The following is an 11,943-nucleotide window of genomic DNA, read 5'->3' as shown; positions in this document are numbered from 1 at the left end:
AGATCCGCGCAGCCGACTGCATCGAGCATTGCGCATGCGCCCCACCCCGATCCTGTTGTCCGCGCTGCTGGGCGTCCTCACCGTGATAGCGAGCGGCGGGGCGGAGGCGCGCACGATCTGGCGCTGCGTGCTCGGCGGCACTGTGAGCCTGTCGACGGCGCCCGAGCCCGGGTCCAAATGCACCGCACGCGAGATTCCCGACGATGCCGTGCAGACGCCGAATCTCTGGGGCGAGATGGGAGTCTTCAGCGGCGTGCTCTACGAACGCGAACAGGATGGTCGTCTGGTCTACGGCACCCGCCGGTTGCCCGGTGCGCGAGAGTACCTGCGCTTCACCGCGCAGACGCCGCCCGGTGAACCCGCCCACGCCGGTCTGGGGCGCGTCGGCAGGCCGCGGCTCGATGCCTGGCCCGCCTTGTTCCGCGACGCCGCGAAGGCCAACGGCCTCGACGAAGCCTGGCTGCGTGCGATCGCGCATGCCGAAAGCGGATTCGCGCCCACGGCCACGTCGCCCAAGGGCGCGCGCGGCGTGATGCAGTTGATGCCCGATGTCATCGCCGATTACGGCGTGACCGATCCCGACTCGCCGGCGCAGTCGATCAATGCCGGTGCCCGCCATCTGCGCTGGCTGCTGCGCCGCTACGGCGACGACCGCACGCGTGCCCTCGCGGCCTACAACGCAGGCGCCGGCACCGTGGACCGCTACGACGGCGTGCCGCCGTATGCCGAAACCCGCGATTACATCGACAAGGTGCAGGCGCTGTATCTGCGCTACCGCGAGGCGATGGGCAATCCGGTCGAACGGCCGGCGATCTGAAGCCGGAACGCGGAAGGCCGCGGTTCGCACCGCGGCCTTCCGGTTCAATGCACTGCGCGGGGCCTCAGCCCTCGCGCGGCGCCAGGCGGATCAGGCGGCCGTCCTTGCCGTCCTCGATCACCCACAGCGCGCCATCCGGTCCCTGGGTCACGCCGCGGATGCGCGCACCCATCGCGAAGCGCTCGGCCTCGCGTGCGGTGTCGCCGTTGAGTTCGATGCGCACCAGCGTCTGGCCCGACAGGCCGCCGGCGAACGCATTGCCGGTCCACTCGGGGAACAGCGTGCCGGAGTAGACCATCAGGCTCGACGGCGAGATCACCGGTGTCCAGCTGATCAGCGGCTTGATGAATTCCGGACGCGTGTCGTGATCCGGGATCGGGCGGCCGTCGTAGTGGTTGCCGTTGGAGACGATCGGGTAGCCGTAATTGCCGCCGCGCTCGATCAGGTTGAACTCGTCGCCGCCGGCGGGGCCCATCTCGATCTCCCACAACTTGCCGTCGCCGTCGAACGCGATGCCCAGCGGATTGCGCAGGCCCAGCGCCCAGACTTGCGAGGCGACCTCGCCCTGATCGGCGAAGGGGTTGTCCGCCGGCACGCTGCCGTCGTCGTTGAGGCGCAGCATCTTGCCCATGTTGGACGTCATGTCCTGGGCCGGGTCGAACTTCTGCCGGTCGCCGGACGAGATCCACAGCTTGCCGTCGGGACCGAAGGCGATGCGGTGCGCATAGTGGCCGTTGCCGCTGACCTTGGGCACCTGGCGCCAAAGCACTTCGACGTCCTGCAGCGCGCCCGCTTCGGCATCCAGGCGCGCACGCGCCACCGCGGCGCCGCGTCCACCATCGCCGTCCTCGGCATAGCTGAAGTACACGAGGCCGTTCTCCGCGAACTGCGGATGCGGCTTCACGTCGCCGAAGCCGCCCTGTCCGCCGTAGCCGACCTCGGGCACACCGGAAATCTCGCGCGCTTCGCCGCCGGGCAGGGTGACGTGCTTGAGCACGCCGGACTTCTCGGTCACCAGCAGGCTGCCGTCGGGCAGGAAGGCCAGCGCCCACGGCTCGTTGAACGCCGCGACCGCGGTGCTGGCGAACGGCACGCCTTCGATCGCGTCTTCGCCTGCCGGCGTGGCTGCACTCGCGGCCGCCTGCGCGGCGTCGTCCTGGCTGGACACGGCGCCGTTGGCGGCATTGCCGTCGCAGCCCGACAGCCAGAGCAGCGAGGACGCGAGAGCGGTGAGCGTGAGGGGTCGCAGGTGCATGAGCATCTCCAGTGCGCAATCGGGGAAAACCCGAGTGTCGCATACGCCTTGTTTCCAGCTGCGCGCGAGCAGGTTCAGCTGCGCATTCGTAAACGTTGTGTTGCCGTTCATCGCAATGCATCGCCGGCATCTCGGATGCGCACCGCAGCGCACGTCCGACGCACACCCGCCACCATGGGATTCATGCCGCGCATCTCACGCCGCGGAGACATCGGGCCTACAGAACGCGCAAATGCGAGTGGTTAAACAGTCGTAAGCGGCGATGACGCGAGGGCGTGCGGCGTTCATTCCCGCGGCGGCAAGGTGGATCCCGTGCGGTATCCACGACGAGGATGATCCACCTCCCGCGCTCTCACATTCAATCGGAGAACACCATCATGAAGAATGTCCGCAAGCCGATGATCGCTACGATTGCACTGGGTGTCGCCATGGCGATGCCGATGGCCTTCGCTCAAGACGCGACCACACAGCAGGCGCCGCCGACCGCGACGCAGGACTATGCGCAGGACGCAACTGCCGAAGCGCCGCAGGCGCAGCAGGGTCAGGTGACCTGGGCCGATCTCGACACCGATGGTGACGGCCGCCTGAGCCGGACCGAGGCCGGTGCACTGGAAGGTCTGGGCCAGGTGTTCGACGAGGTCGATGCCGACGGTGATGGGTTCATCACGCCCGAGGAATATCGCGACTTCGTGAACCGCCAGGCCGCTGGCGCGGGCGCTGCGGACGAGTAATCGTCCAGCGACCCGCTACCCGCTTCGGCGGGTCTCCAGAACGGCCCGCTCCGGCGGGCTGTTTTCGTGTGCGCATTCCGCCGGCGCTGCTGCGGCCCTCTCCGGCGGCTAGAATCCGCCCATGAAACAGGGCATCCAGCTGGTCGGCTTCGACGCCGACGACACCCTCTGGCGCAGCCAGGATTACTTCGACGATGCGCAGCGCGAGTTCGAGGGCATCGTGGGCCGTTACGTGGATCTCGACGACAGCCGCATCTCCGACGCCCTGTATGCCGTCGAGTCGGCGAACATCGCGGTGTTCGGATACGGCGTGAAGGGCATGACCCTGTCGATGATCGAATCGGCCGCGCAGATTACCGACGGACGCATCACTGCCCGCGACCTGCATCGCATCGTCGAGATGGCCAAGGCGCTGCTGCGGCACCCGGTCGAACTGTTGCCGGGCATCCGCGCCGCAGTCGAAGCCATCGCCACGCGCTTCGACGTGGTGCTGATCACCAAGGGCGATCTGTTCCACCAGGAAGCCAAGGTGCGCGACTCGGGACTGTCCGACCTGTTCCGGCGCATCGAGATCGTCAGCGAGAAGGATGTACCGACCTATGCACGCGTATTGAGCGAATTCGACGCGGACGCCAGCCAGTTCCTGATGATCGGCAATTCCCTGCGCTCGGACATCGCGCCGGTGCTCGCGCTGGGCGGTTGGGGCGTGCATATGCCGTACCGCACGACGTGGGCCCACGAGACCCATGCGCCGCTCACTGACGGTCTCGACCGTATGCGCGAGGTCGCTTCGCCCGATGAACTGCCGGATGCGGTGCTCGCATTGGCGACGTATGCGATCGAGCGCTGATCGGCGCCCACCCGGGCGCTGCCTGCCATTCGCGTAAACGCTTGCAGCGCACGGTAACCGTTTCCAGTTTGAATGCAGTCTTTATGCGGGTCCGACATGAACAACGGGCGCAGCGATATTGCAGACGGATTCATTCGCGATCATCGATGGTGGATCCCGAAGACCGCCGATGGGGTGGTCGCTGGAGATCGCACCATGTCCCAATCGACACTGACCCGCTGGGTGCTGCCGGCCCTTCTGGCGACCGGACTTGCGACCGCCGCCCTGGTGCCGGCGCCTGCGAAGGCCAATGATGACCTGGTCCGCGTCATCGTCGACGTCGCCGACGTGATGATGCGCGGCAGCACGCCCTACTACCGTCACGGCAACTACGGCCAGAACGACCGCCTGCTGGTGTCCTACGACCGCTACGGTCGCCCGGTCTATCACCGCAGTGTCCAGCGCAACCACCGCGCCTACCGCCCCGGTCCGCCGCCGCATGCGCGGGCGCATGGCTACCGTCACGACAACCGCCACCGCAACACGCGTTGCGACAGCCGCGGTCGCTGCTCGGTGCAGTACTACGATCCGCGCCAGGACCGTCGCGGCCGCCGCTGAGCGGTCCTTTCGGAACAGCACACCATTGCGCGCCGCTGCCCACAGGGCCGCGGCGCGTTTTCTGCTAGCTTGAAGCCATGACTGCATTCCATCGCCTGCCGTGTCGTCCATCCCCCGGAAACCGGGTCCGCCGCACGCTCGGCGCGCTGGTGGTCGCATCGGCGCTGTTGCCGGCGGTCACCCAGGCCGGAGAGGCGATGACCTGCGAACTGACGTTCGCGGCCAGTGACTGGTCGCCGCGGTACCGCGCGGCGCGTGGCACGGGCGAACTGCGCTGCGCCGATGGGCGCAGCCTGCCGGTGCGGGTCAGCGTGAAGGGCGGCGACCAGGCGCTGAAGATCGCCTCGGGCGCTGCAAGCTTCAGTGGTGTGCGCGATCCGCGCGATGTGATCGGCGCCTATGCCGCCGAAGGCGATGCCGTCGGGCCGCACCGGCTGATGCGCAAGGGCGCCGTGCAGCTGCAGGTGACCGCCACCGGCGAGTGGTGGCAGCAGGGTGGTCGTCCGGACAGTCTGGTGATCGCGACGCGCTGAGGCGCGTGTGGCTCAGTCCGCGCGCTGCGCGCTGTCGCCGTTGACCGGCAGAGTGCGGAAGGTGTTTTCGGCATCCTGGCCGATCCGGGTTGCGACCCGGTCCAGCGTGACCCAGTAGACCGCCAGCAGGATCGACACGACCGCAGCGGCGATGCCCCAGCGCAGGAACCTGCCCGAACGGGGCGATGTGGATGACGTGCCCATGGCGGCTGTCCTCGTTGGCGGGGTTGGGCTATGGTCGTCCGTCGCGCGTCGCGGCAGTGTCATCGGACCGTCCGCGTCACGCGGCCGCGCCGCCGCTTCCCGGGATCCGTGTCATGCGTCTGCTTCCGATCTGCCTGCTGCTTTCGATGCTCGCGATGCCGATGGCTGTTTCGGCGCAGGATGCCGCACCCGCGCCTGCCGCGACTGCCGACGACGTCGCGCCCGACGCCACGCTCTGGGCGCCGCGGACGGGCGATGCCTGGGTCGACACCTGGCTCGCCGATCTCAATCTCTATGCCGAGCGTTACGCGGATGCGTTCGTCGACGAACTGGTGCGTTACCGGAGCGCGCCGCGCCCGCTGGTGGAACAGATGATGGCCGACGAGGCCTGGCGCCCGGCCGACATCTACGTGGCCTGCGCGACAGCGCAGGCGCTGGGGCGCACCTGCCGCGAAGTGGCGGCGGCATGGCGACGCGATCATGCGCAGGGCTGGGCCGACGTGGTCGAGCGTCTCGACGCCGAGCGGCACGGCGAGGCCCTGACGCGGGTCAAGCGGGGGCTGGTCGAAAGCTACGACCGCTGGGCGCGTCCGATCCGGCTGGACGCCTCGCTGCGCCGCGCATTTCCCGATCGGGGCGCGTGACGACCGGCGGCGCGAGGCGCCGCCGGCCTGATGGTCAGCCGATCGCCAGCGTCTTGTTCTTGCGTTCGGCGAGGCGCTTTTCCAGGTAGTGGATGTTCTGCCCACCGGCCGCGAAGCCCTGGTCGCGCATGATCCGCTGCTGCAGCGGGATGTTGGTCTTGATGCCGTCGACGACCATCTCCGACAGCGCCACGCGCATGCGGCAGATCGCGGTTTCGCGATCCGGGCCGTGCACGATCAGCTTGCCGATCATCGAGTCGTAGTTCGGCGGCACCGCATAGCCTTCGTAGACGTGCGTGTCGACGCGCACGCCCGGACCGCCCGGCGCGTGGAAGTGACGGATCGTGCCGGGCGAGGGCATGAAGGTCTCGGGATCCTCGGCGTTGATGCGGCACTCGATCGCATGACCGGTCAGCACCACGTCTTCCTGTCTGATCGACAGCTTGTGGCCCGAGGCGATCATCAGCTGCTCGCGCACCAGATCGATGCCCGTCACCAGCTCGGTCACCGGGTGCTCGACCTGGATGCGGGTGTTCATTTCGATGAAGTAGAAGCGGCCGTCTTCGTAGAGAAACTCGAACGTGCCCGCGCCGCGGTAGCCGATGCGGATGCAGGCATCCACGCAGACCTTGCCGATCTCCGCCCGCGCTTCGGGCGTGATGCCCGGCGCCGGGGCTTCCTCGACGACCTTCTGGTGGCGACGCTGCATCGAGCAGTCGCGCTCGCCCAGATGGATCGCGCCGCCTTGGCCGTCGGCCAGCACCTGGATCTCCACGTGGCGCGGGTTCTCGAGGAACTTCTCCATGTAGACCATGTCGTTCGAGAACGCGGCCTTGGCCTCCTGCTTGGTCGTCGCGATCGCGTTGATCAGCGCCGCCTCGGTATGGACCACGCGCATGCCGCGTCCGCCGCCGCCGCCGGCCGCCTTGACGATGACCGGGTAGCCGATCTCGCGGGCGATCTTGACGTTGGTCGCCGCGTCGTCGTCGAGCGGACCGCCGGAGCCGGGCACGCAGGGCACACCCGCGTCCTTCATCGCGCGGATCGCCTCGACCTTGTCGCCCATCAGGCGGATGGTCTCGGCCTTGGGCCCGATGAAGATGAAGCCCGACTGCTCGACGCGTTCGGCGAAGTCGGCGTTCTCGCTGAGGAAGCCGTAGCCGGGATGGATCGCCTGGGCGTCGGTCACTTCGGCCGCGGCGATGATCGCCGGCATGTCGAGATAGCTCTGCGCGGACGGCGGCGGGCCGATGCAGACCGACTCGTCCGCCATCGCCACGTGCTTGAGGTTGCGGTCGACGGTGGAATGCACCGCGACCGTGCGGATGCCGAGGGTGTGACACGCGCGCAGGATGCGCAGCGCGATCTCACCGCGATTGGCGATGACGACTTTTTCAAGCATGGGATTCAGGCCGTGATTCGTAATTGGTGATGGGTGATTCGTAAAGAGCGGCATCCTCGCGAACGGAAGATGCCTGCTCCTTCGAACGGATCAGCGCATTGAGTCTGGCGAATGTACGGTCGAGCAACTGGCCGAGCGCGGGATCGGGCTGCGCGAGCCCGAGCTGCTCCACCAGCAAAATCTGGGTGTCCAGCTCGGCGAGCGAGCCGCGGGCGATCGAGAGGAATCGGATCAATTCGGCAGCAGAACGTCGGGCTGCACCTTCGGCGATGTTTGAAGGCACGCTGACCGCCGCACGACGCATCTGGGACGAGAGGCCGTAGCGCTCTTCGTCCGGAAGCGCCGCCGTGAAGCGATAGACGAGGGCGACCAGATCCATCGCGTCGCGCCATACATCCAGGCGCTGATGGGGCCGCTCCTTCGAATCACCAATCACGAATCACCAATTCCGGCTTCCGGCTCAGCCGATCACGAACAACGGCTGATCGAATTCGACCGGCTGGCCGCTCTCGCACAGGATCGCGAGGACCGTGCCCGAGGTTTCGGCTTCGATCGGGTTGAACATCTTCATCGCTTCGATGATGCCCAGCGTGTCGCCGACCTTGACCTGCTGGCCGACCGAGACGAACGACGGCTTGTCCGGTGCGGGCGAGGCGTAGTAGGTGCCGACCATCGGCGACTTGATCGTCTGGCCCGGGGGCAGGTCGTCGCCCTTGGGCGAACCGCCGGTGGCGGCATCGACCGGGGAGCTCATCGGCATCACCGGCTCGGCTGCGCGCGGCGCGGCGACCGGGGCGGGCGCCTGGGTGTAAACCAGGGGCGCGCCGTTGGCACCGGCGTTGCGCGACAGGCGCACGGATTCCTCGCCTTCCTTAATCTCGATTTCGGTCAGGTTGGACTCTTCGAGCAGGTCGATGAGCTTCTTGATCTTTCTCAGGTCCATGCAGGGCCTCTCGTGGGTCGTGGACCGCGCGACGCGCGGCCATCGGGAAGTGGAAGGTCAGGCCGCGCGCAGCCGCAGCAGGGCGGCGTCGAGCGCGAACCGGTAGCTGTCTGCGCCGAAGCCGCAGATCACGCCGAGTGCGAGGTCGCTGAAATAACTGGTGTGACGGAACGGCTCACGGCGGTGCGGGTTGGACAGGTGCACCTCGATGAAGGGAATGGCGACGGCGGCGAGCGCGTCGCGGATCGCGACCGAGGTATGGGTGAATGCGGCCGGGTTGAACAGGATCAGCGCCGTGCCGTCCGTGCGCGCGGCCTGGATCCGGTCGACCAGGACGTGCTCGGCGTTGGACTGCAGGCTTTCCAGCGCGTGCCCATGGCCGGTGGCCGTGTCGTGCAGGTCCCGGTCGATGTCGGCGAGGGTCGCGTGGCCGTAGACCTCCGGCTCGCGGATGCCGAGCAGGTTGAGGTTGGGGCCATGCAGAACGAGGATCGACGCCATCGCGCACCGGTCGCGGGAAGTGCGCGAAGTCTGCGGGATGTCCCCATTGCTGTCCAGTTCGCAGACGTTCGACGATTTTAAACGAGCGTTTGAGTTTGCCGCTCAGGGTTGCGCCCAGGCCTCTGTTTCGCCATGCGCGAAGGGACCGATGCGCTGCTTCAGCAGGCGGCCGTCGGCGCCCACCAGCACGGTATACGGCAGCACGCCGCGCGGATTGCCCAGCCGCACCCCTGCATCGGCCGGGCCGGGCGGATCCAGCGCGATCGCGTAGTCCACCGGAATCCGGTCGAGGAATGCGCGCACCGCCTCGGCATCGTCGAGCGCGATGCCGAGCACCTGCACGCCGTTGTCGCCCTGTTCGCGGGCGAAGCGGTCGAGCTCGGGCATTTCCTCGATGCAGGGGCCGCACCAGCTGGCCCAGAGGTTCACCAGCACCGGCCGGCCGGCATAGGCCTCCGGCAGGCGGAGCGTCGCGCCATCGAGATCGACGACGTCGAAGGCCGGCACCGGGTCACCGCGTCGCGCCATGACGACACCTTCCGGCACGGGCGGAGCGGTCGCGGTCAGGGCGTCGTTGTAGAGCCGCTGGCCGGTTTCGGTGCCGAGCAACGGGCCGGGACCGGCCACGAACAGGCTGGCCAGTACGCCCAGGCCGCCGGCGACCACCGCGACCCCGACGACGACCAGCGGACCGACGCGGCGCTTCACTGCGCAGCCCCGGCGCGCGCCAGCGCATCGCGAACCACCGTTTCGTTGAGCAGCGCCGGCAGCACCTCGCCGTCGCCGCCGCCCCGCGGATAGACCACATACAGCGGCACGCCGACCGCGCCGTGCGCTTCGAGGAAGGCGCCGATCTCCGGATCGACATTCGTCCAGTCGCCGATCATGTAGGTCGCGCCGCTGGCCGAGAGGGCATCCCGGAACGCGGGCTGCGACAGCACCCGGCGCTCGTTGGCCTTGCAGGTCACGCACCAGTCGGCGGTCATGTTGACGAACACCGGCGTGCCCGAGGCCCGCAGCGCGGCCAGGCGTTCCGCGGCATACGGTGTGTGGTCGCCGGCCACGACCGCAGGCGAGGTGGGTACGGCTGCGGCGCCCTGGCGGATCGCGTACGCAGCGGGCAACAGCGACAGCGCGACCAGCACCAGCGCCGCCGCACGCACGACCGGACCACGCGTCCAGCGCGCACGTTCGAACCACCACAGGCCCAGCGCGCACAGCACCAGTCCGCCGGTCAGCAGGGCCATCGCGTTGACGCCCAGCTGCCGGCCGAATACCCACAGCAGCCACAGCGCGGTCAGGTACATCGGGAACGCCAGCACCTGCTTGAGCGTCTCCATCCAGGCGCCGGGTTTCGGCAGGCGGTCGGCCAGTGCGGGCACCAGCCCGATCAGCAGGAACGGCAGCGCCAGCCCGAGCCCCAGCATCAGGAACACGGCCAACGCCAGGGGCGTCGATGCGGTGAACGCGAAGGCCAGTGCGCCGCCCATGAAGGGCGCGATGCAGGGACTGGCCACCACGCAGGCGAGCACGCCGGTGAAGAAGTCGCCGACCGGACCGCTGCGCGAGGCCAAGGCCTGGCCCAGGCCACCGCCGCCGCCCAGCGTGAACACGCCCGACAGGCTGAGGCCGACGCCGAACATCAGATAGACCAGCGCCGCCACGAACCACGGCTGTTGCAGTTGGAAGCCCCAGCCGAGCGCCTGGCCCGTCGCCCGCAGGCCGATGACCAGCAAGCCGATCGCCGCGAACGCCACCAGCACGCCGGCGGTGTACCAGAGCGCATGCGAACGGGCCTGGCGACGGTCGCCGCCGCTGCGGGCCAATCCCAGCACCTTCAGCGACAGGATCGGCAGCACGCATGGCATCAGGTTGAGGACCAGGCCACCGAGCAGAGCCAGCGCCAGTGCGGCGACGATGCCGGTACGCGCGGGCGCAGGCGCCTGGGTGCGGGCGTCGTTGTCGCGCGCCGCGCCACCCGTGGAAGCGACGCCGTCGGCGGCGGACGTGGCTTCGCCATCGACGACCGGCGCAGCGGCCTCCGGCGTGCCGTCGTCGACACCTGCACCGGGCGCGTCGCCATCCGTTCCGGTCGGTGCGGCCGTCGCAGGCACAGGGGCCGTCACCCGCCCGGCGGGCACCGCGACCTCGACCCGGCGGGTCATCGGCGGATAGCAGATGCCGTCGGTCTGGCAGCCCTGGAACGTCGCGACCACGGTCACCGTCGCAGCATCGGCACGGCTGCGCACCAGCGGCAGCGGCACGTCGATCGCGTCGAAATAGACCGTCACCGCACCGAAGTGTGCGTCGTGATGCGCAGTGCCGGCGGGCCAGCGCGGGGCCCCGGCGCGGATGCCGTCGGCGCCCTCGACCGCGAACTGGTTGCGGTCGCGATAGAGGTAATAGCCGGGCGCGGGCGTGAACCGCATCAGGATCGTGTCGCCGTCTCCGGCAATCGCTTCGAACGCGAACGCGCGCTCCGGTGGCAGCGCGTCCTGTCCGCCGGCCAGGGTCGGCGCACGTCCCGCGCTGCCGCTTCCCAGGGTCTGGCCGAGCGCGGCGAATCCGGCATCGGCGCTGCGTGCCGCCGCGGGCGTGGTCGGGGCGGGCAGGGCGACCTGCAAGGTGCGGGTCTGCGGCGGATAGCAGATGCCGGCATCGGCGCAGCCCTGGTAGCGCACCTGCAACGCGACCGAATCGATGCCATCGGCCGCGGCGCCGGTCAGTACGGCGACAAGGCGGCCGCGGTAGGTTTCGACGTCGCCGAAGAACTCGTCCTTGTACGGCGTGCCGGCGGGCAGCTGCAGCGGATTGGTCTTGAACCCGTGTTCGATCTGCGCGCCCGTGCGGTGCCGGTAGAGGTAGTAGCCCTCGGCAATCTCCCAGCGGATCTCGATGCGGTCGCGTGCGACGGCGTGGGCCGAAAGCACGAGGGCCTCGTCCACCGGCAGCACATCATCGAAATCGAGCGTCTGTGCCTGCGCGGGCAGACAGGCCAGCGCCCACAGCAAGAGGGCCGCCAGCCACACGGGGCGGCGGGAGGGTCGGCCGCGTTTGGCCGCGGACAGGTCGGGACACGCATGCATCGGGCCAGTATCGCAGGCCATCGTGGATCGAGTCCGAACCGCGGTTCAGCGCACCAAGCGAGCCGGCGAGTAGCGCGCGTCGGACTGCGTCCCGTACGCGTCGGTTGATTGGGCGCGCTGCCGCGGGGCGCCTGGTGGTGGCCTGTTCGACACCTGCCGGTCGTAACGCAGGGGTAATCCGAGGCGCAAGTCGGATGGCCGCGGTTGCGCCTGACCCTCACGCGGATCGTCGACGCGATTCTGGGCGCCCGACTCCCCAACGCCGCACAACGCACCGATCTGCACGACTCGTGCACGGTGGCGCGTGCAGGCTGCGCGCCGGCAGCACTCGGCGGAACGCTGCATCCAGCCCACGTGGCGGATCGGACGGGCATTTAATG

At 68.9% G+C, this 11,943-nt stretch carries 14 protein-coding genes; 6 read left to right on the top strand and 8 right to left on the bottom strand.

All coding sequences use genetic code 11. The features are described from left to right. Positions 1 to 34: 34 nt before the first annotated feature. Entirely contained in the window at positions 35 to 817 is a 783-nt protein-coding gene (locus tag AC3A5K_RS07535; RefSeq protein ID WP_487616869.1) for a lytic transglycosylase domain-containing protein, read from the top strand. 64 nt (positions 818 to 881) lie between these two features. Here AC3A5K_RS07535 and AC3A5K_RS07530 read toward each other — a convergent pair whose 3' ends face one another. Continuing rightward, positions 882 to 2,072, bottom strand: a complete 1,191-nt coding sequence (locus AC3A5K_RS07530; RefSeq protein WP_487616868.1) for a PQQ-dependent sugar dehydrogenase — start codon at positions 2,070 to 2,072, stop codon at positions 882 to 884. A gap of 377 nt (positions 2,073 to 2,449) precedes the next feature. Here AC3A5K_RS07530 and AC3A5K_RS07525 point away from each other — a divergent pair, with 377 nt between their 5' ends. The 4 genes from AC3A5K_RS07525 to AC3A5K_RS07510 all read left to right on the top strand — a co-directional run bounded on the left by AC3A5K_RS07525 (position 2,450) and on the right by AC3A5K_RS07510 (position 4,783). Beyond that, the gene (locus AC3A5K_RS07525; protein WP_487616867.1) at positions 2,450 to 2,803 is read left to right on the top strand and encodes an EF-hand domain-containing protein; all 354 of its coding nucleotides are present in this window, start codon (positions 2,450 to 2,452) and stop codon (positions 2,801 to 2,803) included. Positions 2,804 to 2,924: 121 nt separating this feature from the next. Continuing rightward, the gene (locus AC3A5K_RS07520) at positions 2,925 to 3,653 is read left to right on the top strand and encodes an HAD family hydrolase (RefSeq protein WP_487616866.1); all 729 of its coding nucleotides are present in this window, start codon (positions 2,925 to 2,927) and stop codon (positions 3,651 to 3,653) included. A gap of 195 nt (positions 3,654 to 3,848) precedes the next feature. Next, on the top strand, positions 3,849 to 4,250 hold the full coding sequence (locus AC3A5K_RS07515) for a hypothetical protein (RefSeq protein ID WP_487616865.1): 402 nt from the start codon (positions 3,849 to 3,851) through the stop codon (positions 4,248 to 4,250). A gap of 77 nt (positions 4,251 to 4,327) precedes the next feature. Next, positions 4,328 to 4,783: a hypothetical protein gene (locus AC3A5K_RS07510; protein WP_487616864.1), complete on the top strand. Its 456-nt coding sequence runs from the start codon at positions 4,328 to 4,330 to the stop codon at positions 4,781 to 4,783. 12 nt (positions 4,784 to 4,795) lie between these two features. On the opposite strand, the gene AC3A5K_RS07505 is transcribed toward AC3A5K_RS07510, so the two are convergent. Beyond that, positions 4,796 to 4,987: a hypothetical protein gene (locus AC3A5K_RS07505; protein WP_487616863.1), complete on the bottom strand. Its 192-nt coding sequence runs from the start codon at positions 4,985 to 4,987 to the stop codon at positions 4,796 to 4,798. A 113-nt stretch (positions 4,988 to 5,100) separates the two neighbouring features. On the opposite strand from AC3A5K_RS07505, the gene AC3A5K_RS07500 reads away from it, so the two are divergent. Next, entirely contained in the window at positions 5,101 to 5,631 is a 531-nt protein-coding gene (locus AC3A5K_RS07500) for a hypothetical protein (protein WP_487616862.1), read from the top strand. 34 nt (positions 5,632 to 5,665) lie between these two features. On the opposite strand, the gene accC is transcribed toward AC3A5K_RS07500, so the two are convergent. The 6 genes from accC to AC3A5K_RS07470 all read right to left on the bottom strand — a co-directional run bounded on the left by accC (position 5,666) and on the right by AC3A5K_RS07470 (position 11,563). Next, entirely contained in the window at positions 5,666 to 7,033 is a 1,368-nt protein-coding gene (gene accC / locus AC3A5K_RS07495) for an acetyl-CoA carboxylase biotin carboxylase subunit (RefSeq protein ID WP_487616861.1), read from the bottom strand. Beyond that, positions 7,026 to 7,469 (bottom strand): four helix bundle protein, encoded by a 444-nt coding sequence (locus AC3A5K_RS07490; RefSeq protein WP_487616860.1) that lies wholly within the window; start codon positions 7,467 to 7,469, stop codon positions 7,026 to 7,028. The genes accC and AC3A5K_RS07490 overlap by 8 nt, the downstream gene beginning before the upstream one ends. 24 nt (positions 7,470 to 7,493) lie before the next feature. Then, positions 7,494 to 7,976, bottom strand: a complete 483-nt coding sequence (gene accB, locus AC3A5K_RS07485) for an acetyl-CoA carboxylase biotin carboxyl carrier protein (protein ID WP_487616859.1) — start codon at positions 7,974 to 7,976, stop codon at positions 7,494 to 7,496. Positions 7,977 to 8,033: 57 nt separating this feature from the next. Further along, on the bottom strand, positions 8,034 to 8,477 hold the full coding sequence (aroQ, locus tag AC3A5K_RS07480; RefSeq protein ID WP_487616858.1) for a type II 3-dehydroquinate dehydratase: 444 nt from the start codon (positions 8,475 to 8,477) through the stop codon (positions 8,034 to 8,036). 102 nt (positions 8,478 to 8,579) lie between these two features. After that, positions 8,580 to 9,185 carry a TlpA family protein disulfide reductase gene (locus AC3A5K_RS07475; protein ID WP_487616857.1) on the bottom strand — a complete coding sequence of 202 codons (606 nt, stop codon included), beginning with the start codon at positions 9,183 to 9,185 and terminating at the stop codon, positions 8,580 to 8,582. Continuing rightward, entirely contained in the window at positions 9,182 to 11,563 is a 2,382-nt protein-coding gene (locus AC3A5K_RS07470; protein ID WP_487616856.1) for a protein-disulfide reductase DsbD family protein, read from the bottom strand. The genes AC3A5K_RS07475 and AC3A5K_RS07470 overlap by 4 nt, the downstream gene beginning before the upstream one ends. Positions 11,564 to 11,943: the final 380 nt, after the last annotated feature.

This window comes from Luteimonas sp. Soil_C_5, assembly GCF_057656615.1.
The sequence above is the reverse complement of the archived record's forward strand: the minus strand, read 5'-3'. Positions and strand labels throughout refer to the sequence as shown.